The sequence below is a fragment of the Serratia sp. Ser99 genome (genome assembly GCF_024519545.1).
Lineage (GTDB): Bacteria > Pseudomonadota > Gammaproteobacteria > Enterobacterales > Enterobacteriaceae > Serratia > Serratia liquefaciens.
The window spans coordinates 40,318-59,801 of record NZ_JALJRT010000009.1; the positions used below are offsets into that span (position 1 = coordinate 40,318).

Sequence of the window (19,484 nt, forward strand, 5' to 3'; positions counted from 1 at the left end):
AAGAACTCATGCTAAAAAAGATTACGGTCAAGGCCGGGCTGATTGCCCTGTTGAGCCTGATGACGCTGCTGTTGATTATGGTCAGCACGATTGGCGTCAACGCGATTAACGAAGGATCGCGCTCGTTACACACCCTGAATCAAATCCTGGGGGAAGAGTTGGGGTCGCTGGCCAGCAGTTCCAACCTGACGCTGCGCGCCAGAACCGCTGCCTCATTGGCGGTACGCCAACGGGAAATCGGCCAGATTGAGGTTTCAGATGCTACGGTGGGCCGTATCTATGACTACCTTGCGCAATCGAAGCAGGAAATGGCGCGTTTTGTCAGCGTCGGCACTGTTACCGAACGTGGACGCGAGCTGTCCGGTCGTTTGCAAAATAGCTACCGCGCCTATCTGGAACAGGGCGTTGGGCCGATGGCCGATGCCATCAAGGCCGGCAAAGTTGATGATTACTACGACATTCAGGAAACAAAAATTTCCGCGTTGAGCATCGCTTTTGAAAAGGACCTCAGCGACTTCCGCAGCTTCGCCATGAAGATTGGCCAGCAGCGGGTGAATGAAGCGGAAAGCAATGCCAGCACTAAAATTACGCTGATCGTGATTGCCGGCCTGCTCAGCATTTTGCTGGCACTACTGGCCTGGTTTGCGCTGCGGGTGATTATCCTGCGTCCGCTCGATGAGTCAATTGCCCAGTTGGAACATATCGCCAGCGGCGACCTGACGCACCGTATCACCGGCGAAGGCGAGACCGAAATGGGCCGTCTGGTGCGTGCGATGCAGCGGATGCAGCAGGCCTTGGTCAGTTCGGTCAGCAAGGTGCGCGATGCCAGCAGCCAAATCGATACCGGTTCACGCGAACTGGCTGCCGGCAACCTGCACCTGGCGCAGCGTACCGAAGAATCAGCCGCTTCTCTGGAAGAAACCGCCGCCAGCATGGAACAGCTGACCTCGACGGTGAAGATGAACGCCGAGAACTGCGAACAGGCGAATCAACTGGCGCTGAGCGTATCCGATATTGCCAACCAAGGCAGTGAAGTGGTCAGTCAGGTCATGGACAAGATGCAGGCGATCACCGACAGCTCACGCCGCATTGCCGATATCATCAGCGTGATGGACGGCATTGCCTTCCAGACCAACATTCTGGCGTTGAATGCGGCGGTGGAAGCGGCACGTGCCGGTGAACAAGGGCGTGGTTTTGCCGTGGTGGCCGGTGAGGTTCGCAGCCTGGCTCAGCGCAGCGCGCAGTCGGCGAAAGAGATCAAAGGGTTGATTGAAGCGTCGCAGAATCGGGTACAGGAAGGCGAACAAATGGCCGGTTCGGCGGCGAAAACCATGAACGGCATTACCGGTGAAGTGGGCCGGGTGACGGCGCTGATGCGGGAAATTTCTGCGGCTACGCGTGAGCAAAGCAGCGGTATTGAGCAGGTAAACCTGGCGGTGGCGCAGATGGATCAGGTGGCGCAACAGAATGCGGCCTTGGTCGAAGAGTCGGCGGCGGCGACGCGCTCGCTGGAGGATCAGGCGCAGTTGCTGGCGCAGAGCATGGCGGCGTTCAAATTATAATGCCGGGGACGGCAAGCCGTCCCCCACATCGAACTCGTTATTCGTCCGGGTTCTCAGCGATAAAGCGCTCTGCGTCTTCCACCATGGATTTGGTGCCGACGAAGAACGGTGCGCGCTGGTGCAGTTTCACCGGGGTAATGTCCAGAATACGGTTTTTACCGTCGCTGGCTTTACCGCCGGCCTGTTCCGCCAGGAACGCCATCGGGTTGCATTCATACAGCAGGCGCAGCTTGCCTTGCGGGTGGCTGGCGGTGCTTGGATAAATGTAGATGCCGCCTTTCAGCAGGTTGCGATGGAAGTCGGCAACCAGTGAACCGATGTAGCGTGAGGTATAAGGGCGTTGCGTAGCTTCGTCCTGTTCCTGACAATATTTGATGTATTTCTTCACGCCGCGCGGGAACTTGATGTAGTTACCTTCGTTGATGGAATACATATTGCCGCTGGCCGGGAAGCGGACTTTCTCATGGGAGAGGCAGAACACGCCCAGAGAAGGATCGTAGGTAAAGGCATGCACGCCATAACCGGTGGTGTACACCAGCATGGTGGATGAACCGTAAACCACGTAGCCTGCGGCGACCTGTGCGCTGCCTGGCTGCAGGAAGTCTTCTTCGGTCACTGGCGTACCGACCGGGGTAATGCGACGATAGATAGAGAAAATCGTACCGACCGAGACGTTGACATCGATGTTGGACGAACCGTCCAACGGATCCATCAGCACCACATACTTGGCATTTTCAGCCCGCTCGCCGTCGAATATCACGATTTCATCTTCTTCTTCAGAAGCGATACCCGCAACTTCACCGCGCGCTTTCAATGCTGCTTTCAGCTTTTCATTCGCGTACAGGTCCAGTTTCATCTGAACTTCGCCCTGTACATTGGAAACGCCGCTGGTGCCCAGAATATCCACCAGACCCGCTTTGTTGATATCGCGGTGGATGATTTTGGCGCCCAGTTTAATTGCAGAAAGTAGCGCAGTCAGCTCGCCGGTGGCGTGTGAGAAGTCGTGCTGTTTCTCGACGATAAATTCGCCTAACGTTTTCATGACACAATCCCTGAATCTACGGATGGGTAGCGGTTTGTTAACAAACCGCCAACGTATTCGCGAGCAGTGTAGCCCAAAGATGAACGCTATTCATAGGCAAATCCATTTCTTCTGGACGATTCTGAGCGTTAGAATGAGTCAACATTCGACGTACTCTATGAGAAAACTATGCGCATTCACATTCTTGGGATCTGTGGCACCTTTATGGGCGGGCTGGCGGTGCTGGCTCGTTCGCTAGGGCATGAGGTGACCGGCTCTGACGCTAATGTCTATCCGCCGATGAGCACGCTGCTGGAGAAGGAAGGGATCGACCTGATCCAGGGCTACGATCCTGCTCAATTGGATCCGGCGCCGGATCTGGTGATCATCGGTAACGCCATGACGCGGGGTAATCCTTGCGTTGAAGCGGTACTGGAACAGGGGATCCCTTACGTTTCCGGCCCGCAGTGGCTGCACGATTATGTGCTGCGCGATCGCTGGGTGCTGGCCGTGGCCGGCACGCACGGCAAGACCACTACCGCCGGTATGGCCACCTGGATCCTGGAAGCCTGCGGCTATCAACCGGGCTTTGTTATCGGTGGCGTTCCGGGCAACTTTGACGTTTCCGCGCGTCTGGGCGGTAGCCCGTTCTTTGTGATCGAAGCCGATGAGTATGACTGCGCCTTCTTCGACAAGCGTTCCAAGTTTGTACATTACAGCCCGCGTACGCTGATCATGAATAACCTGGAGTTCGATCACGCTGATATCTTCGACGATCTGAAAGCGATCCAGAAACAGTTCCACCATCTGGTGCGTCTGGTGCCGGGCAAGGGCAAGATCATTTTGCCTGATAACGACAACCACCTGAAACAGGTGATGGCGATGGGCTGTTGGAGTGAGCAAGAGCTGGTCGGGGAAGAGGGCGCATGGCGCGCTCAAAAATTAACGCCGGACGCCAGCCATTATGCGGTGTTCCTCGACGGCGAACAGGTGGGCGAAGTGAAGTGGTCGCTGGTGGGTGAACACAACATGCACAACGGTTTGATGGCCATTGCCGCCACGCGCCACGTTGGTGTGCTGCCAGCCGATGCCTGTCGCGCGCTCGGTGAGTTTATCAATGCTCGCCGCCGTCTGGAACTGCGCGGTGAAGCTCATGGCGTTACGGTGTATGACGATTTTGCCCATCACCCAACGGCGATCCTGGCGACCTTGGCCGCATTGCGCGGCAAGGTTGGCGGTACCGCGCGCATTTTGGCTGTGCTCGAGCCGCGCTCCAACACCATGAAAATGGGGATCAGCAAGAATGATTTAGCACCGTCTCTGGGCCGTGCCGATGAGGTCTTCCTGTTCCAACCGCACCATATTCCCTGGCAGGTGGCGGAAGTCGCGGAAGCCTGTGTACAGCCGGCCCACTGGAGCGCCGATCTCGACACGCTGGTGGACATGATCGTGAAAACGGCCCAGCCTGGCGACCACATTTTGGTGATGAGTAACGGCGGCTTCGGTGGGATCCATGACCGTCTGCTGGAGGCATTGGCCCACAAGTCAGAACCTAAAGTGACTTATTGATCGTCGATTCAGTGTGACTGAAGCAAAACTTAAAGGCCGCTTGCGGCCTTTTCTTTTGCCCATAAAAAAGCCCTCGCGAGCGAGGGCAACGGGGTTCGTCGGATAGGACGACGAAGTTTCTTCAAGGAATCAGTGCTTACGATAGAACTCGGCAGTGGCAGTGACGAGGGTAATCAGTTCGGTAAGCAGGGCTCCCTGAATTGTTATTTGTAGATTTCGGCTGTCGCGTGCCAATTGCCGTTTTCGTAGGCTTCGATCACGCGGTAGGCTTTAGCGCCTTGTTTATCGGCTTTGTCAGACAGGGCCTGGCGAATATCGGAAGGCGCGCCGGTGACGCCGCTGACGGTGATGGTACCGGCAGACTGGAGCGTATTGGCCTGGTCGTTAGTGATTAACGTCGCGGCGGAAGCGCCGAACGAAACGACAGACAGCAGGCTAAGTGCAGCGAGAGTGGTTTTCATGTTCATGATAGTGCGTCCTGTTGTGATAACCGCCTGGAAGGGCTTTTGCAGCGTTTTTGTACTTGAAGGCTGTTATCAGTGGTGCTCGGTACCAGAGTTATATTGCCCGTTGCCGGGTAACGCCTTGTACTTATTTGTAAATTTCTGCTGTCGCGTGGAAGTTACCTTCGTTGCGTGCTTCGATTACACGGTAAGCGGTCGCCCCTTTGGCATCGGCTTTTTCAGACAGTGCCTGACGGATATCTGAAGGTGCACCGGCAACGCCGCTGACGGTAATGGTGCCTGCAGATTGCATTTTTGCAGCCTGGTTTGCATCAACAGATTGTGCTGCAAATGCGCCGAAAGAAAGCATGGAGAGAACGCTCATAGTTGCGATGGTAGATTTAATTTTCATGATTTGACCTTTTCGTATTCTTTTATCAGTTCCAGTGAACTGTGATTTACGTCACGGAAATGAGTATACATCTAGTAACGCCAAAAATTAATAGTTCGCTAACAGTTTCTAGTGAAACTTTATTATGATGATCCTTATCTTTTATAACCAGATGGAATAAAAAGTGGTTATAAAACGATCTTTTGATGTTAAATTTATGTAATTTCAATAGGGTAAGTGCTTTTGACCAAAAGTGCGGAAGAACACAGTAGCTATCACTGGCTGAGCAGTAATGTCATTGAAATATGCTGTGATGAGAAAGAAACCTGGCGTTAAACGTGGTAGGGCTAGAGGGGAAAGTTAGGATAGGGTTAAAGAAACGCTAACAAAACGCAACAGCTCGCCGCATTTTGTTAGCGTTATGCATCACAGCTCCTGTTCGAACAGGGTCAGGATGGCTTCGTACAGCTGGCGCGCGGTAAAGCTGCTGGCTGGGGTAACGAAAATGGTATCGTCACCGGCGATGGTGCCGAGAATACCTTCGGATTTGCCCAGAGAATCCAGCAGGCGAGCAATGAGCTGCGCGGCGCCGGGGCTGGTGTGGATCACCACAACCGCATCGTTGTGATCGACATCCAGCACCAGATTCTTCAGCGGGCTGGTGGTGGTCGGCACGCCGAGTTCGGCGGGAAGGCAATACACCATTTCCATTTTGGCATTGCGCGTACGCACCGCGCCGAACTTGGTCAGCATGCGCGATACTTTGGATTGGTTGATGTTTTCGAAGCCTTCTTCTTGCAGCGCCAAAACAATCTCGCCTTGAGAACTGAATTTTTCTTCTTTCAATAACGCTTTAAACGCCTTGATCAGATCTTCCTGCTTTGCGGGATTACGCATTTTGCACCGTGGAATGTTGACAATAGAAGTGATGATTATGCATATAAATGAATTTTTATGCAATCAAAGGACGCCCGGAAAAAATAACAATGCCCGGGCAACGAGGAAAGGGCAGCATTTTAACAAAATCCGTACCCCATGAATATGCCCTTTCGGTGACCGAAAATGCCGCCCACGGTGGTAAAGAAAATGTTATTAAAATGATGTTGTTCTGATGTTGTGTAAGGGTGTAATGTAACCGCCGGTTAACTTGCTCGTGAATAACCTCGCAGTATTTTTGATTAGTGTGCGCTATGCCCTTAATGCGTAAGCTATTTAATCTAAAATGAGCGCGACATCGGCTGTTTTATTGCGCCAGTTCTCAAACAGACTGTTAAGAGATTGTTTTTAAAGGTGTAATAATTTAAGGTCCGTAACCAACATATTCACGGCGCTTTATATATTTAAGATAATAAAGGAGTATAGGATGAAAGTTGCAGTTCTCGGTGCTGCTGGCGGTATCGGCCAGGCCCTCGCCCTTCTACTCAAAACCCAGCTTCCTTCAGGTTCTGAACTCTCTCTCTACGACATTGCCCCCGTTACCCCAGGCGTTGCCGTCGATTTAAGCCACATCCCAACCGCAGTGAAAATCAAAGGCTTCAGTGGCGAAGACGCTACTCCAGCTCTGCACGGTGCAGACGTGGTGCTGATTTCTGCAGGCGTTGCGCGTAAACCAGGTATGGATCGTTCAGATCTGTTCAACGTGAATGCAGGCATCGTGCGTAATCTGATCCAGCAAGTGGCAACCACCTGCCCGAAAGCCTGCATCGGCATTATCACCAACCCGGTCAACACCACCGTGGCTATCGCGGCAGAAGTGCTGAAGAAAGCCGGTGTTTATGACAAGAACAAACTGTTCGGCGTGACTTCGCTGGATATCATCCGTTCCAACACCTTTGTGGCTGAGCTGAAAGGCAAAAAACCTGAAGAGCTGAACGTACCGGTGATCGGCGGACACTCTGGCGTGACCATTTTGCCGCTGCTGTCGCAGATCCCTGGCGTGAGCTTTACCGATCAGGAAGTGGCCGATCTGACCAAACGTATCCAAAATGCGGGTACCGAAGTGGTTGAAGCCAAAGCCGGCGGCGGGTCTGCAACCCTGTCTATGGGCCAGGCGGCGGCGCGTTTCGGCCTGTCTCTGGTTCGTGCGCTGCAAGGCGAAAAAGGCGTGGTGGAATGTGCTTATGTGGAAGGCGACGGCAAATACGCTCGCTTCTTCGCGCAACCGCTGGTGCTGGGTAAGAATGGCGTTGAAGAACGCAAAGACATCGGCACTCTGAGCGCGTTCGAACAGAAAGCGCTGGAAGACATGCTGGATGTTCTGCACAAAGATATCGAACTGGGCGAAAAGTTTATCAATAACTGATCATCCAGCAGTGCATGAGTATGCATAGGCCGCCGGACAACGTACCGGCGGTTTTTTTATGCCCGCAGCTAGGACCGAATACGGGCTTTTCGATCCAGTAAGTTATTGGTATGGGGATCGAAATAGCGGCTCGGCCAGATTTCTGCAGGGTGTATATCGAGCGTTTCGGCAATCAGCCATTCTCCTTTTGGCCAGGGACGCGACAGTGCGTTTGCCAGCGTTGATGAGCTAAGTCCTGCCTTGCGCGACACCGCCGCCAGTGTCGTTCCCTTCTTACGTAAAGCCGCAATGATATCCGCCGGATGCCAATCCTTATTCCTTGAGTTCATGTTTGCATTCCTTTTTTGATTAGCGAAAGTTCTGTTAGTGGTATAACTAACAGGTCAAGATTAATCGTTTGAACAACATGAAACGCTTATACGGAAACTAGGATACCACTAAATTTCTTAAAAAATATCCAATAAATTTCCTAAAAAAGATCTTCGCCTACTTTTGCCCAGAGAACATGGCCATGAAAAAAGAGTGGTTTGCCGCCAAGGAATTGACCGGCGTGGCAGGGTTACCTTCCTCACCACAGGGAATAAACTTGATGGCGCGTCGTGAAGGCTGGATCAGCCGCCGGCGCAAAGGCGTACAGGGAAAGGCGCTGGAGTATCACATTGACAGTTTGCCGACCGGTACGCGCAATTTACTGATCTTGAAAGAGGAACCGGCGCTGTATGAAGTTGAACGCAAGGATCCGCTGACGGTGTGGATTGAGTATTACTACCACCTGACGGAGAGAGAACGCGAAAAGATGTTGGCTTTCCTGATGCGAGAAGGGATTGGTGGCCTACTGGCGCGTGTCTTTCCGGGGAAATGAACAGACCCGCATCGCGGGTCTGTGGAAACTGCAGGGCGTTTATTATTTCTTAAAAATCGCGTTGAACTGCAAGATGGGCTAATCCTTCCAGCGCGGCACGGTGGGCAGACTCCGGTAGCACCTGCAGTGCGGCAATCGCCTTGTCGGCCTCTTCCTCAGCGCGTTGGCGGGTATATTCCAGCGAGCCGCATTGCTCCATGGCCTGTAAAACCGGCTCCAGCAAATGACGACCGTTGCCCTGTTCAATCGCGCCGCGGATCATGGCTTTCTGCTCGCCTTCACTATTATGCATGGCATGCAGCAAGGGCAGCGTCGGTTTGCCCTCGTTAAGATCGTCACCGGTATTTTTACCCAGGGTGCTGCCGTCGGCGCTGTAATCGAGCAGGTCGTCGATCAGCTGGAAGGCGGTGCCAAGATAGCGGCCGTAATCCTGCAGCGCTTTTTCTTCTGCCTCGCTGGCGTCCGAAAGGATCGCCGAAGATTGTGCTGCCGCTTCGAACAGGCGTGCGGTTTTGCTGTAGATCACCCGCATGTAGCTTTCTTCGGTAATGTTCGGATCGTTCACGTTCATTAACTGCAGCACTTCACCTTCGGCAATCACATTGACCGCCTCGGACATCAGCGCCAATACACGGAGCGATTCCAGGCTGGTCATCATCTGGAAAGCACGCGTATAGATGAAGTCGCCAACCAATACGCTGGCGGCATTGCCGAAGGCAGCATTGGCAGTGGCCTTGCCGCGACGCATATCGGATTCATCCACCACATCATCATGCAGCAGGGTTGCGGTATGAATGAATTCGATCAGCGCAGCGACGGTAATGTGTTTATCACCCTGATAATGCAATGCCCGCGCCGCCAGAACGGCGATCATCGGGCGGATGCGTTTACCGCCACCACTGATAATGTAATAGCCAAGCTGATTGATGAGCGTGACATCGGAATTCAGCTGTTCGAGAATTGTTGCGTTCACGGCCGCCATATCTTGCGCGGTTAACTCGGTAATTTGCTCTAGGTTCATTGTATTTTTTTCAGCTGTGTTTCTCTTCACCGCGTTGAGATCGCTGCTCACATCGGTACATGGCGGTAACTGTCCTACTGATTGTACTTGAAAAACGCCTCAGATAAACGCCATGAAAGAAACTGTGCTTTTTTTCTTCTTTTTTCTACTTCTGGTCTTATTCTGCTCTTGTCATATGCTGGATTATTGCGTAGAATTCGCGCCCTATTGTGAATATTTATAGCGCGCTCTGTACTGAACAGTTGGGCACGCGGAAAGCGGAGTTTTATATGTACGCGGTTTTCCAAAGTGGTGGTAAACAACACCGAGTAAGCGAAGGTCAAACCGTTCGCTTGGAAAAGCTGGACATCGCAACTGGTGAAGCTGTTGAGTTTGACCAGATTCTGATGATTGCTAATGGCGAAGATATCAAAATCGGCGTTCCTTTCGTCGATGGCGGTAAGATCAAAGCTGAAGTAGTTGCTCACGGTCGTGGCGAGAAAATTAAGATTGTTAAGTTTCGTCGTCGTAAGCACCATCGTAAGCAGCAGGGCCACCGTCAGTGGTTCACTGACGTTAAAATCACCGGCATCAGCGCTTAAGTTAGGGGAGCAGATTAATGGCACACAAAAAGGCTGGCGGCTCGACTCGTAACGGTCGCGATTCAGAAGCTAAACGTCTGGGCGTTAAACGCTTTGGCGGCGAAGCAGTACTGGCAGGCAGCATCATCGTTCGTCAGCGCGGCACTAAATTCCACGCTGGTACCAACGTGGGTTGCGGCAAAGACCACACTCTGTTTGCTTTGAAAGACGGTAAAGTCAAATTCGAAGTTAAAGGCCCGAGCAATCGTAAATTCATCAGCATCGAAGCTGAATAATTTTTCGAGCCTTACGAAATAGATGTAAGCCCCGCAACTCGTTGCGGGGCTTTTTACATTTATGGGCTGCTTGTGCATCGGCCCGTCAGCGCTGGCAAAAGGTAAGATGGAAACGAAACAGCAGGTCGGAATTGGCATTTTCCTAGCGGTAACTACGGCAGTTTGCTGGGGTGCATTGCCGATTGCGATGAAAGAAGTGCTGGTAGTGATGGAGCCGTTTACCGTCGTTTGGTATCGATTTACCATCGCGGCGCTGGGGCTGGGGATCATTTTGGCCGTGCGCGGCAGATTGCCGCCGGTGACCATGTTCCGTCAACCACGCTGGCTGCTGATTTTGGCCATCGCCACCGCGGGCCTGCTGGGGAATTTTATCTTCTTCAGCTCTTCGTTGCAGTACCTTAGCCCGACCGCATCGCAGGTCATCGGCCAGCTGTCGCCGGTCGGTATGATGTTTGCCAGCGTGCTGGTTTTAAAAGAGCGGATGCGCATCACCCAGGTGATTGGCGCACTGATGCTGATTTGCGGGCTGCTGTTGTTCTTCAATGTCAGCCTGATTGAGATTTTCACCCGCCTGACGGATTACACCCTGGGGGTGCTGTTGGGCGTGTGTGCGGCGATGGTCTGGGTGACTTATGGCGTGGCGCAGAAAGTGTTGCTACGTCGATTAGCCTCGCCGCAAATTCTGGTAATGTTGTACACTTTATGTGCGATCGCGCTATTCCCTCTGGCCAAGCCTGAGGTGATTTTCCAGCTCAGCGGCTGGCAATTAGCCTGTTTGCTGTTCTGTGGCGCCAACACGCTGATTGGCTATGGTGCACTGGCGGAAGCCATGGCGCGCTGGCAGGCGGCGCAGGTGAGTGCGTTAATCACGCTGACCCCGCTGTTTACCCTGCTGTTTTCAGATTTGTTGGCGCTGGCCTGGCCACACGTATTCGCCGCCCCGACATTGAATGTTGTCGGTTATGTCGGCGCTTTTGTCGTGGTAGCGGGCGCCATGTTTTCCGCAATTGGTCACCGTTGGTGGCCGCGACGGGCAGAAACCCGCCTGGTTGCTCCTTTGAAGCAGCCCGGTGAATGATTTACGGAGACGGTAAATGAAGTTTGTAGATGAAGCAGCGATTTTGGTCGTTGCAGGTGACGGTGGTAATGGTTGCGTCAGCTTCCGCCGCGAAAAGTATATCCCGAACGGCGGCCCTGATGGCGGTGACGGCGGCGATGGCGGCGACGTCTATCTGTTGGCGGACGAAAACCTCAACACGCTGATCGACTACCGCTTTGAGAAATCTTTCCGTGCTGAACGTGGCCAGAACGGCCAAAGCCGTGACTGTACCGGCAAGCGTGGCAAAGATATCACCATCAAGGTACCGGTCGGTACCCGCGTGCAGGATCAGGGCACCGGTGAGATCCTCGGTGACATGACTCGCCATGAACAACGTCTGATGGTGGCGAAGGGCGGTTGGCACGGTTTGGGCAACACCCGTTTTAAATCATCGGTTAACCGTGCGCCGCGCCAGAAAACGCTGGGCACCGCCGGTGAAGCACGTGACATCTTGCTGGAGCTGTTGCTGCTGGCCGATGTTGGCATGCTTGGCCTGCCAAACGCCGGCAAATCCACCTTCATTCGTGCAGTGTCCGCCGCTAAGCCGAAAGTGGCCGACTATCCATTTACCACTCTGGTCCCAAGCCTGGGTGTGGTACGTATGGATCACGAACAGAGCTTCGTTATTGCCGACATTCCTGGCTTGATCGAAGGGGCTTCCGACGGTGCCGGCCTGGGTATTCGCTTCCTGAAGCACCTGGAGCGTTGCCGCGTTCTGCTGCACCTGGTGGATATCGCACCTATCGATGAATCCGATCCGGTAGAAAACGCCAAAGTCATTATCAACGAGTTGAATCAATACAGCGAAAATCTGGCGCAGAAGCCACGCTGGCTGGTTTTCAACAAGGTTGACCTGATAGGTGAGGAAGAAGCCGCCGAGCGCGCCAAGGCGATTGCAGAAGGCATGGGCTGGGAAGGCAAGTACTACATGATCTCCGCGGTGAATCGCGAAGGCGTGAATGCGCTGTGCTGGGACGTGATGAAGTTCATCAACACCCAACCGAAAGCCATGGCTATCGAAGAAAGCGCACCGGAGAAAGTCGAGTTCATGTGGGATGATTACCACCGTGAACAGATCGCTGAAGTGGAAGCTGAAGCAGAAGACGATTGGGATGATGACTGGGACGAAGATGACGACGAAGGCGTCGAAATCATTTACCAGAAATAATCTTGCGAAGAAAAGGGCTCAGTTAAAAACTGGGCCCTTTTTTATTGGCATTATTTTTTCAGGACATTCTCAGGTAACCAGCATTGTGCATTCAGCCCGTGGGTATCCTGACGATTTTCCAGAGTCAGACGGCCCTGATGCAGTTGCACTATGCGGGTGACGATGTTCAGTCCCAGTCCGCTGCCGCCATAGCGCTGATCCATACGGCGGAATGCCTGAGTGAGCTCGCCTTCCATTTGTTCTTTGATTCCCGGACCTTCATCCGTCACCTGCAACTGATAGCCGGGTTTCTGCTGTGTCAGCTGCACCTGAATGCTGCTGCCTTCCGGGCTGTAGCGGTGAGCATTTTCTACCAGATTACGCAGCAGCAGGCGAAGCAGGACCGGATCGCCATGCATCGGGGCCGCCGTCGGGAGCTGCCATTGCAGTTTTTGTCTGCGCTGGCCGGTCAACTCCTCAAGTTCCTCTTGTAGCGGCAGGATCACGTCACTCACCCAATCGAAACGCTGATAGTGTCCGCTGGCAAAGTCTTGTCCGGCGCGTGCGAGCATCAGCAATTGTTCGACGGTATGCATCAGTTGATCGATGCGGGTGATCAACGGCTTACTTTGCGGGACCCCCTGTTTTTCCATTAACTCCAGGTGCAGTCGTATCCCCGCCAGTGGCGTACGTAACTCATGTGCGGCATCTGCGGTGAACAGTCGTTCTTGTTGAATGGTGTTATCCAACCGTGAGAACAGTTGGTTGAGTGTGGTGGTGACCGCCATAATTTCGAGGCTGTCTCCGCTGAGCGGCAGAGGCGTCAGGTTATCGGCGGAACGTTTCTCCAACCGTTGCTGCAGCTGATTGAGCGGGCGAATAATCCAGCTGATAGCCCAGAATGAGGCCAGCAGGGTGACGATCATCATGATCAGCGAAGGGGCGAGCAGTGAGGCTATCGCCTCGGCGATTTCCGTATCGACACGCTCGGTACGCACCTTGGCCGACAGGGTTTCATCCACCAGGAAACTGATTTGCTCCTGGCTTTCATGCCAGAGCCAAAAGGCGCTGATTAACTGGGTGACCAACAGGATCAGCGCCAGCATCAACAACAGACGACGGCGCATGCTGATCATGATGAGGATTCCAGACGATAGCCAATGCCACGAACGGTACGGATGCGGTCCTTGCCCAATTTACGACGCAGGTTATGGATATGCACTTCCAGCGTGTTGGAGCCTAAATCATCCTGCCAGGTATAAAGATCCTGCTGCAACAGCTCGCGATTAACCGTTTGACCGGCGCGCATCATCAGGCGGGAGAGGATGGCGAATTCTTTCGGCGTCACCTCCACCGGCTGCTGCTGAACATAAACCTGCTGGCTGGAGAGATTGAGCTGGAGATCGTCCAACTGAATAAGATTGTCGCTGTGGCCCTGATAGCGGCGGATCAGGGCGCGCACGCGCGCCTGTAGTTCAACTAACGCGAAGGGCTTGACCAGGTAATCGTCAGCACCGGCGTCCAGCCCGTCGACCCGGTCTTCCAGTGCGTCACGGGCGGTCAAAATCAGCACCGGCAGATCGACCTGCTGGCGGCGCCACTGCCGCAGCAGGCTGGCGCCATCCATGTCGGGCAAGCCCAGATCGAGGATAATCATGCTGTATTGGCTGGTGATGAGCAGAGCATTGGCCTCCGCTGCCGTGGCGGCGCAGTCACAGGCATAGCCTTCCCCGGCTAATGCCAGTGCCAACCCTTGTTGCAGTAGCTCATCGTCTTCCACAATCAGCAGTTTCATCATAACCCTCAGTTATTCTGATAAATATCCCGATACAGGCGGCTTTCGAAACGCACCAGTGGTGCTCGACGCTGCTTTTGATCTTCCGGTGGTACGGCATAGCCTGACAGATACTGTACGAAGGCAAAGCGTTGGCCGCTGGCGGTTGTAATAAATCCGGCCAGGGTATATACGCCCTGCAGCGCACCGGTTTTGGCGGACACCTTGCCGTCAACACCGGCTTCGTGCAGCCCGCCACGGTAGCGCAGCGTTCCGTCGTAACCGGACAGCGGCAGCATCGAAATAAAGTTCAGCTCGCTGTCATGCTGCGCAATGTATTGCAGCGCCTGCATCATGGTCGCCGGAGCCAGCAGGTTATGGCGTGAAAGGCCTGAGCCGTCTACCACGATGCTGTTGCCCAAATCCACGCCGGCCTTCTGACGCAGCACCTGACGCACGGCGTCAGCGCCGGCACGCCAGGTACCTGGAACGCCAAAACGTTCATGACCGATGGTCCGGAAGACGGTATCGGCAATCATGTTGTCCGATTTCTTCAGCATAATCTTCAGCAATTCGTGCAACGGTGCTGATTGAGTCTGGGCGATCACCGTGCCTTTCAGGCCCGGCTGCGTCTGGCGCTTCAGGTGTCCGTCGATCTGGATACCGGCCTGGGTCAGCTCATCTTTCAGGATCGCCCCGGCGTAGCTGGCACCATCCTGAATGGCGAAGGCCAGCGGCAGGGGATCGCTGCGTTGGGTCAGGCAACCGGTCAGGGTAAAGCGGTTCAATTCGCCCGGCACCACATCCAGCTCGCAGTATTGGGCATCCGCGGACCCTTTCGCCAACGTGCGAACCTGGCTAAACATATTGACCGGATAATAGGAGGCCACGCGAATAAAGGCCATATCGCCCGGATTGGGGGCGCTGTACAGCGACACCGAGAAACAGTTGCGGTCGACTATCGCCGCCGCCGGCGGTGCGCTGAAACACTGCGTCAGGTCGTTCCACGGCCAGCCGGGGGCTTTGTCATGGCTGGCGAATACCGAGGTATCGACCAGCACATCGCCGGTAATCTGGTGCACGCCCTGTTTTTTCAGGATCGCCACCATGTTGCGCAGGCTCTGGCGCTTAAAGGTCGGATCGCCGCCAAAGCGGGCAATCAGGTTGCCGCGAAGCACGCCGTCGCTGATGTCGCCCTGGCTCTCCAGCGTGGTGGTGAAGCGATAGTCTGGGCCGAGCTGCAACAAGGCAGCTAAAGCGGTCAGTACTTTTTGGGTACTGGCCGGCAACGCCATTTGCTGAGAGTGATAATCGATGGTCGGAGCGCTAGCGCCGATCTTCTGAACTACCAGGGCAAGGTTGGCCCCATCAGGCAAATATTGTGTGTAATCTTCAACCGGGGCCGCATTCGCATTCAGAACAAATGCGCAAGCCAATGCACTGACAATTCGTGAAAAACGCATAATCTCGGGATAACAGCTGGATAACGTGCCGTCATACTACGGTGCATTCAGGGAAAAAGTAAACGATGACCCTCAAGGAACTCTAGGCTAAAATGCGTATCAAAATGCAAAATCGATCCTGACTTGGGCAAGGGTTCCGAGTCAGGCTTCTTTTGTTTATCGCCTGGAGGCGGGGGGCACGTACCCACCGTTTTTTCATACGAACACGTCAGGATGACGGCTATTTGAACAGGAAAGATTTAGAGGTATTTATACTATGAAACAGATTCCGATGACCTTGTTTGGCGCTGAAAAACTGCGCGAAGAACTCGAATATTTGAAAGGCGTGCGCCGTCCGAAAATCATTGCGGACATCGCTGACGCCCGTGAACACGGCGATTTGAAAGAAAACGCAGAGTACCATGCGGCGCGTGAGCAGCAGGGATTCTGTGAAGGACGTATCCAGGAAATTGAAGCCAAACTGTCGAACGCGCAGGTGATCGATATCACCAAGATGCCAAACAATGGCCGCGTGATTTTTGGCGCTACCGTATCGGTGCTGAACCTGGATAGCGAAGAAGAAGTGACCTACCGTATCGTTGGCGACGACGAAGCTGATTTCAAGAAAAATCTGATTTCTGTGAATTCGCCTATGGCACGTGGCCTGATCGGCAAAGAACAAGATGATGTGGTTGTGATAAAAACCCCGGGTGGCGATGTCGATTATGAGATCTTGAAGGTTGAATATCTCTGATTACCTTCCAATCGTGCAGAAAATCGCCAGGGTTTTGTAAAGAAAGGAAAAAGGCCGCGTGCGGCCTTTTATCTGAATCAGGTGCATGGCACCTTTTCGTTAACCCAATGCTTATTAACGCGGTAGACTGATCTTGCGCTCTTTAGACGGGCGGTAAAGAATAAGCGTACTGCCGATGACTTGCACATTGCAGGCACCCGTTTCACGCACGATAGCGTCGGCGATCAGGGTTTTGGTTTCGCGATCTTCAGCAGCGATTTTTACCTTGATCAGCTCATGATGCTCCAGAGCCTGTTCAATTTCAGCCAGCACCCCTTCGGTGAGACCGTTATTACCCAGCATGACAACCGGTTTTAACGGATGCGCCAGGCCTTTCAGGTGCTGTTTTTGTTTATTATTCAGATTCATTGTCTTTTTTGCTTAAGTTGGGATTGAAAACGGTACATTCTACCGCCATCTCATGTATATCACCAAATCGGTCTTCATCGGTGTGAGTCTACATGAGCTGCGAACCTGACATTAAGACTCTTTTTATGATAGTTGGAAAACGAGATGGCTAATAAAAAGCGTTCTGCTAGCTCCAGTCGCTGGTTACAAGAACACTTTAGCGATAAATATGTGCAACAGGCGCAGAAAAAAGGGCTACGTTCGCGCGCCTGGTTTAAACTTGATGAAATACAGCAGAGTGACAAACTGTTTAAACCTGGCATGACCGTAGTAGATTTAGGTGCGGCGCCGGGTGGTTGGTCGCAGTATGTCGTGACCCAGATTGGCGGTTCCGGCCGCATCATCGCCTGTGATATTTTGCCAATGGATCCTATCGTTGGCGTCGATTTCCTTCAGGGCGATTTTCGTGATGAACTGGTGCTCAAGGCTCTGTTGGAACGTGTAGGTGAAAGTAAGGTTCAGGTGGTCATGTCTGACATGGCCCCGAATATGAGTGGCACTCCGGCCGTCGATATTCCAAGATCGATGTATCTGGTGGAATTAGCACTGGGAATGTGTCGTGATGTCCTCGCACCAGGCGGAAGTTTCCTGGTGAAGGTGTTCCAGGGAGATGGCTTTGACGAGTACCTACGGGAAATTCGCTCCCTGTTTACGAAGGTTAAGATTCGTAAGCCAGACGCTTCCCGCGCACGTTCGCGCGAAGTGTACATTGTAGCGACAGGGCGCAAGCTGTAGTACCCTAACGCTGTTTGTTAACACAGTTGTAATATGAGGTTAATCCCTTGAGTGACATGGCGAAAAACCTAATTCTCTGGTTAGTCATCGCGGTAGTGTTGATGTCTGTATTCCAGAGCTTTGGGCCCAGCGAGTCGAATGGCCGTAGGGTGGATTACTCTACCTTCATGTCCGAACTGACCCAAGATCAGGTTCGCGAAGCGCGAATCAATGGACGTGAAATTAACGTTACCAAGAAAGACAGTAACAAATACACGACCTACATCCCTGTCAACGATCCTAAGTTGCTGGATACGTTGTTGACCAAGAATGTGAAAGTGGTTGGTGAACCGCCTGAAGAGCCGAGTTTGCTGGCTTCTATCTTTATTTCATGGTTCCCGATGCTGTTGCTGATCGGGGTCTGGATCTTCTTCATGCGTCAAATGCAGGGCGGCGGCGGCAAGGGCGCGATGTCCTTCGGCAAGAGCAAGGCCCGCATGCTGACGGAAGACCAGATCAAAACCACTTTTGCTGACGTTGCTGGCTGTGACGAAGCGAAAGACGAAGTAAGCGAATTGGTGGAATACCTGCGCGAGCCGAGCCGTTTCCAGAAGCTGGGCGGCAAGATCCCGAAAGGCGTGCTGATGGTTGGCCCGCCGGGGACAGGTAAAACCCTGCTGGCGAAAGCTATCGCCGGTGAGGCGAAAGTGCCGTTCTTCACCATTTCCGGTTCTGACTTCGTGGAAATGTTTGTGGGTGTCGGTGCTTCCCGTGTGCGTGACATGTTCGAGCAGGCGAAGAAAGCGGCACCGTGCATCATCTTTATCGATGAAATCGACGCTGTCGGTCGCCAGCGTGGTGCCGGCCTGGGCGGCGGTCATGACGAACGTGAGCAGACGCTGAACCAGATGCTGGTTGAGATGGACGGCTTTGAAGGCAACGAAGGTATCATCGTTATCGCTGCGACTAACCGTCCAGACGTGCTTGACCCGGCATTGCTGCGTCCAGGCCGTTTCGACCGCCAGGTTGTGGTGGGCTTGCCGGACGTGCGTGGCCGTGAGCAGATCCTGAAAGTGCATTCGCGCCGCGTGCCACTAGCACCCGATGTTGATGCATCTGTACTGGCTCGTGGTACGCCTGGCTTCTCCGGTGCTGACCTGGCCAACCTGGTTAACGAAGCTGCACTGTTTGCCGCACGTGGCAACAAACGTGTTGTGTCGATGGTTGAGTTTGAAAAAGCCAAAGACAAGATCATGATGGGTGCAGAACGTCGCTCCATGGTGATGACCGAAGCGCAGAAAGAGTCGACCGCGTATCACGAAGCTGGCCACGCCATTATTGGTCGCCTGGTTCCTGAGCACGATCCGGTGCATAAGGTCACGATTATCCCTCGTGGCCGTGCGTTGGGTGTGACCTTCTTCCTGCCGGAAGGGGATGCGATCAGCGCCAGCCGTCAGAAGCTGGAAAGCCAAATTTCTACTCTGTACGGCGGTCGTCTGGCTGAAGAGATCATTTACGGACCGGAAAAAGTCTCTACCGGTGCCTCGAACGACATTAAAGTGGCGACCTCGATTGCCCGCAACATGGTGACCCAATGGGGCTTCTCCGAGAAGCTGGGGCCATTGCTGTATGCGGAAGAAGAGGGCGAAGTGTTCCTGGGCCGTTCCGTGGCCAAGGCGAAACACATGTCGGACGAAACCGCGCGCATTATCGACCAGGAAGTTAAATCCCTGATTGAACGTAACTATGTGCGAGCGCGTTCGCTGTTGATGGAAAACATGGACATCCTGCATTCAATGAAGGACGCCCTGATGAAGTACGAAACCATCGACGCGCCGCAGATTGACGATCTGATGAACCGTAAAGACGTGCGTCCGCCAGCGGGTTGGGACGATGTGGGCAAGGGCAGCAATTCCGACAACGGTGGCACACCAAAAGCCCCGACGCCGGTTGATGAACCGCGCACACCAAACCCAGGCAATACCATGTCTGAACAGCTAGACAAGTAACTTTGGCTGTGTAATAACATCGAACCCCGGCATGCCGGGGTTTTTTATTGCCCGGCGGGCAGTGAACCAGG

22 protein-coding genes are annotated in these 19,484 nt (G+C 53.6%); 12 read left to right on the forward strand and 10 right to left on the reverse strand.

Annotated features, from left to right (window positions below; genetic code table 11):
• Positions 1 to 8: 8 nt before the first annotated feature.
• Positions 9 to 1,562, forward strand: a complete 1,554-nt coding sequence (locus NR114_RS17695; RefSeq protein ID WP_020824932.1) for a methyl-accepting chemotaxis protein — start codon at positions 9 to 11, stop codon at positions 1,560 to 1,562.
• A gap of 37 nt (positions 1,563 to 1,599) precedes the next feature.
• Here NR114_RS17695 and fbp read toward each other — a convergent pair whose 3' ends face one another.
• Complete coding sequence (gene fbp / locus NR114_RS17700; protein WP_020824933.1) at positions 1,600 to 2,604, reverse strand: class 1 fructose-bisphosphatase; 1,005 nt, start codon at positions 2,602 to 2,604, stop codon at positions 1,600 to 1,602.
• 168 nt (positions 2,605 to 2,772) lie between these two features.
• On the opposite strand from fbp, the gene mpl reads away from it, so the two are divergent.
• A complete protein-coding gene (mpl, locus tag NR114_RS17705) occupies positions 2,773 to 4,152 on the forward strand; it encodes a UDP-N-acetylmuramate:L-alanyl-gamma-D-glutamyl-meso-diaminopimelate ligase (RefSeq protein ID WP_020824934.1) in 1,380 nt (459 codons plus the stop codon).
• A gap of 203 nt (positions 4,153 to 4,355) precedes the next feature.
• Here the strand turns inward: mpl and yhcN (NR114_RS17710) are convergent, their stop codons facing one another.
• The 3 genes from yhcN (NR114_RS17710) to argR form a co-directional block, all read right to left on the reverse strand.
• Entirely contained in the window at positions 4,356 to 4,619 is a 264-nt protein-coding gene (yhcN, locus tag NR114_RS17710) for a peroxide/acid stress response protein YhcN (protein ID WP_020824935.1), read from the reverse strand.
• Positions 4,620 to 4,743: 124 nt separating this feature from the next.
• The gene (gene yhcN, locus NR114_RS17715; protein WP_048762811.1) at positions 4,744 to 5,007 is read right to left on the reverse strand and encodes a peroxide/acid stress response protein YhcN; all 264 of its coding nucleotides are present in this window, start codon (positions 5,005 to 5,007) and stop codon (positions 4,744 to 4,746) included.
• Positions 5,008 to 5,412: 405 nt separating this feature from the next.
• A complete protein-coding gene (gene argR, locus NR114_RS17720) occupies positions 5,413 to 5,883 on the reverse strand; it encodes a transcriptional regulator ArgR (RefSeq protein WP_020824937.1) in 471 nt (156 codons plus the stop codon).
• 47 nt (positions 5,884 to 5,930) lie between these two features.
• Between argR and NR114_RS17725 the strand changes: the two genes are divergently transcribed.
• Positions 5,931 to 6,098: a hypothetical protein gene (locus NR114_RS17725; RefSeq protein WP_234530661.1), complete on the forward strand. Its 168-nt coding sequence runs from the start codon at positions 5,931 to 5,933 to the stop codon at positions 6,096 to 6,098.
• A 251-nt stretch (positions 6,099 to 6,349) separates the two neighbouring features.
• Entirely contained in the window at positions 6,350 to 7,288 is a 939-nt protein-coding gene (gene mdh, locus NR114_RS17730; protein ID WP_020824938.1) for a malate dehydrogenase, read from the forward strand.
• Between the two features lie 68 nt (positions 7,289 to 7,356).
• Here mdh and NR114_RS17735 read toward each other — a convergent pair whose 3' ends face one another.
• Positions 7,357 to 7,617: a helix-turn-helix transcriptional regulator gene (locus NR114_RS17735; protein ID WP_020824939.1), complete on the reverse strand. Its 261-nt coding sequence runs from the start codon at positions 7,615 to 7,617 to the stop codon at positions 7,357 to 7,359.
• A gap of 182 nt (positions 7,618 to 7,799) precedes the next feature.
• Here NR114_RS17735 and NR114_RS17740 point away from each other — a divergent pair, with 182 nt between their 5' ends.
• Complete coding sequence (locus tag NR114_RS17740; RefSeq protein WP_256814457.1) at positions 7,800 to 8,150, forward strand: DNA-binding protein; 351 nt, start codon at positions 7,800 to 7,802, stop codon at positions 8,148 to 8,150.
• A gap of 49 nt (positions 8,151 to 8,199) precedes the next feature.
• On the opposite strand, the gene ispB is transcribed toward NR114_RS17740, so the two are convergent.
• A complete protein-coding gene (gene ispB / locus NR114_RS17745; protein ID WP_046374652.1) occupies positions 8,200 to 9,171 on the reverse strand; it encodes an octaprenyl diphosphate synthase in 972 nt (323 codons plus the stop codon).
• A gap of 269 nt (positions 9,172 to 9,440) precedes the next feature.
• Between ispB and rplU the strand changes: the two genes are divergently transcribed.
• The 4 genes from rplU (at position 9,441) to cgtA (ending at position 12,294) form a co-directional block, all read left to right on the forward strand.
• Positions 9,441 to 9,752: a 50S ribosomal protein L21 gene (gene rplU, locus NR114_RS17750; protein ID WP_004933561.1), complete on the forward strand. Its 312-nt coding sequence runs from the start codon at positions 9,441 to 9,443 to the stop codon at positions 9,750 to 9,752.
• A gap of 17 nt (positions 9,753 to 9,769) precedes the next feature.
• Positions 9,770 to 10,027 (forward strand): 50S ribosomal protein L27, encoded by a 258-nt coding sequence (rpmA, locus tag NR114_RS17755; protein ID WP_004933559.1) that lies wholly within the window; start codon positions 9,770 to 9,772, stop codon positions 10,025 to 10,027.
• 106 nt (positions 10,028 to 10,133) lie between these two features.
• Entirely contained in the window at positions 10,134 to 11,105 is a 972-nt protein-coding gene (locus NR114_RS17760; protein WP_041415179.1) for a DMT family transporter, read from the forward strand.
• 16 nt (positions 11,106 to 11,121) lie between these two features.
• A complete protein-coding gene (gene cgtA, locus NR114_RS17765; RefSeq protein ID WP_020824943.1) occupies positions 11,122 to 12,294 on the forward strand; it encodes an Obg family GTPase CgtA in 1,173 nt (390 codons plus the stop codon).
• Positions 12,295 to 12,344: 50 nt separating this feature from the next.
• Here cgtA and pmrB read toward each other — a convergent pair whose 3' ends face one another.
• Genes pmrB through dacB form a run of 3 tightly spaced genes read right to left on the reverse strand, consistent with a single transcriptional unit; the run spans position 12,345 to position 15,510 of the window.
• Positions 12,345 to 13,409, reverse strand: coding sequence for a two-component system sensor histidine kinase PmrB (pmrB, locus tag NR114_RS17770; RefSeq protein WP_048762813.1), 1,065 nt, complete (start codon positions 13,407 to 13,409; stop codon positions 12,345 to 12,347).
• Positions 13,406 to 14,068 (reverse strand): two-component system response regulator PmrA, encoded by a 663-nt coding sequence (gene pmrA / locus NR114_RS17775; RefSeq protein ID WP_020824945.1) that lies wholly within the window; start codon positions 14,066 to 14,068, stop codon positions 13,406 to 13,408. Before pmrA ends, pmrB begins: the two co-directional genes overlap by 4 nt.
• Positions 14,069 to 14,076: 8 nt before the next feature.
• Positions 14,077 to 15,510 (reverse strand): serine-type D-Ala-D-Ala carboxypeptidase, encoded by a 1,434-nt coding sequence (gene dacB / locus NR114_RS17780; protein ID WP_256824843.1) that lies wholly within the window; start codon positions 15,508 to 15,510, stop codon positions 14,077 to 14,079.
• A gap of 256 nt (positions 15,511 to 15,766) precedes the next feature.
• On the opposite strand from dacB, the gene greA reads away from it, so the two are divergent.
• Complete coding sequence (gene greA / locus NR114_RS17785; RefSeq protein ID WP_020824947.1) at positions 15,767 to 16,243, forward strand: transcription elongation factor GreA; 477 nt, start codon at positions 15,767 to 15,769, stop codon at positions 16,241 to 16,243.
• 114 nt (positions 16,244 to 16,357) lie between these two features.
• Here greA and yhbY read toward each other — a convergent pair whose 3' ends face one another.
• The gene (gene yhbY, locus NR114_RS17790) at positions 16,358 to 16,651 is read right to left on the reverse strand and encodes a ribosome assembly RNA-binding protein YhbY (RefSeq protein ID WP_004933536.1); all 294 of its coding nucleotides are present in this window, start codon (positions 16,649 to 16,651) and stop codon (positions 16,358 to 16,360) included.
• Between the two features lie 144 nt (positions 16,652 to 16,795).
• Here yhbY and rlmE point away from each other — a divergent pair, with 144 nt between their 5' ends.
• Together rlmE and ftsH are read left to right on the forward strand one after the other, a co-directional pair.
• Positions 16,796 to 17,425, forward strand: a complete 630-nt coding sequence (rlmE, locus tag NR114_RS17795) for a 23S rRNA (uridine(2552)-2'-O)-methyltransferase RlmE (protein ID WP_012004940.1) — start codon at positions 16,796 to 16,798, stop codon at positions 17,423 to 17,425.
• Between the two features lie 56 nt (positions 17,426 to 17,481).
• The gene (gene ftsH / locus NR114_RS17800; protein WP_041414147.1) at positions 17,482 to 19,413 is read left to right on the forward strand and encodes an ATP-dependent zinc metalloprotease FtsH; all 1,932 of its coding nucleotides are present in this window, start codon (positions 17,482 to 17,484) and stop codon (positions 19,411 to 19,413) included.
• Positions 19,414 to 19,484 lie beyond the last annotated feature (71 nt).

Bases quoted from the DNA above. Each gene is read 5' to 3' on its own strand.
- rpmA (WP_004933559.1), top strand. From the start codon at position 9,770: ATGGCACACAAAAAGGCTGGCGGCTCGACTCGTAACGGTCGCGATTCA.
- ispB (WP_046374652.1), bottom strand. From the start codon at position 9,171: ATGAACCTAGAGCAAATTACCGAGTTAACCGCGCAAGATATGGCGGCC.
- rplU (WP_004933561.1), top strand. From the start codon at position 9,441: ATGTACGCGGTTTTCCAAAGTGGTGGTAAACAACACCGAGTAAGCGAA.
- NR114_RS17735 (WP_020824939.1), bottom strand. From the start codon at position 7,617: ATGAACTCAAGGAATAAGGATTGGCATCCGGCGGATATCATTGCGGCT.
- rlmE (WP_012004940.1), top strand. From the start codon at position 16,796: ATGGCTAATAAAAAGCGTTCTGCTAGCTCCAGTCGCTGGTTACAAGAA.
- pmrA (WP_020824945.1), bottom strand. From the start codon at position 14,068: ATGAAACTGCTGATTGTGGAAGACGATGAGCTACTGCAACAAGGGTTG.
- dacB (WP_256824843.1), bottom strand. From the start codon at position 15,510: ATGCGTTTTTCACGAATTGTCAGTGCATTGGCTTGCGCATTTGTTCTG.
- ftsH (WP_041414147.1), top strand. From the start codon at position 17,482: ATGGCGAAAAACCTAATTCTCTGGTTAGTCATCGCGGTAGTGTTGATG.
- pmrB (WP_048762813.1), bottom strand. From the start codon at position 13,409: ATGATCAGCATGCGCCGTCGTCTGTTGTTGATGCTGGCGCTGATCCTG.
- mpl (WP_020824934.1), top strand. From the start codon at position 2,773: ATGCGCATTCACATTCTTGGGATCTGTGGCACCTTTATGGGCGGGCTG.
- cgtA (WP_020824943.1), top strand. From the start codon at position 11,122: ATGAAGTTTGTAGATGAAGCAGCGATTTTGGTCGTTGCAGGTGACGGT.
- NR114_RS17695 (WP_020824932.1), top strand. From the start codon at position 9: ATGCTAAAAAAGATTACGGTCAAGGCCGGGCTGATTGCCCTGTTGAGC.
- yhbY (WP_004933536.1), bottom strand. From the start codon at position 16,651: ATGAATCTGAATAATAAACAAAAACAGCACCTGAAAGGCCTGGCGCAT.
- NR114_RS17740 (WP_256814457.1), top strand. From the start codon at position 7,800: ATGAAAAAAGAGTGGTTTGCCGCCAAGGAATTGACCGGCGTGGCAGGG.
- mdh (WP_020824938.1), top strand. From the start codon at position 6,350: ATGAAAGTTGCAGTTCTCGGTGCTGCTGGCGGTATCGGCCAGGCCCTC.
- fbp (WP_020824933.1), bottom strand. From the start codon at position 2,604: ATGAAAACGTTAGGCGAATTTATCGTCGAGAAACAGCACGACTTCTCA.
- greA (WP_020824947.1), top strand. From the start codon at position 15,767: ATGAAACAGATTCCGATGACCTTGTTTGGCGCTGAAAAACTGCGCGAA.
- argR (WP_020824937.1), bottom strand. From the start codon at position 5,883: ATGCGTAATCCCGCAAAGCAGGAAGATCTGATCAAGGCGTTTAAAGCG.
- NR114_RS17760 (WP_041415179.1), top strand. From the start codon at position 10,134: ATGGAAACGAAACAGCAGGTCGGAATTGGCATTTTCCTAGCGGTAACT.
- NR114_RS17725 (WP_234530661.1), top strand. From the start codon at position 5,931: ATGAATTTTTATGCAATCAAAGGACGCCCGGAAAAAATAACAATGCCC.
- yhcN (WP_048762811.1), bottom strand. From the start codon at position 5,007: ATGAAAATTAAATCTACCATCGCAACTATGAGCGTTCTCTCCATGCTT.
- yhcN (WP_020824935.1), bottom strand. From the start codon at position 4,619: ATGAACATGAAAACCACTCTCGCTGCACTTAGCCTGCTGTCTGTCGTT.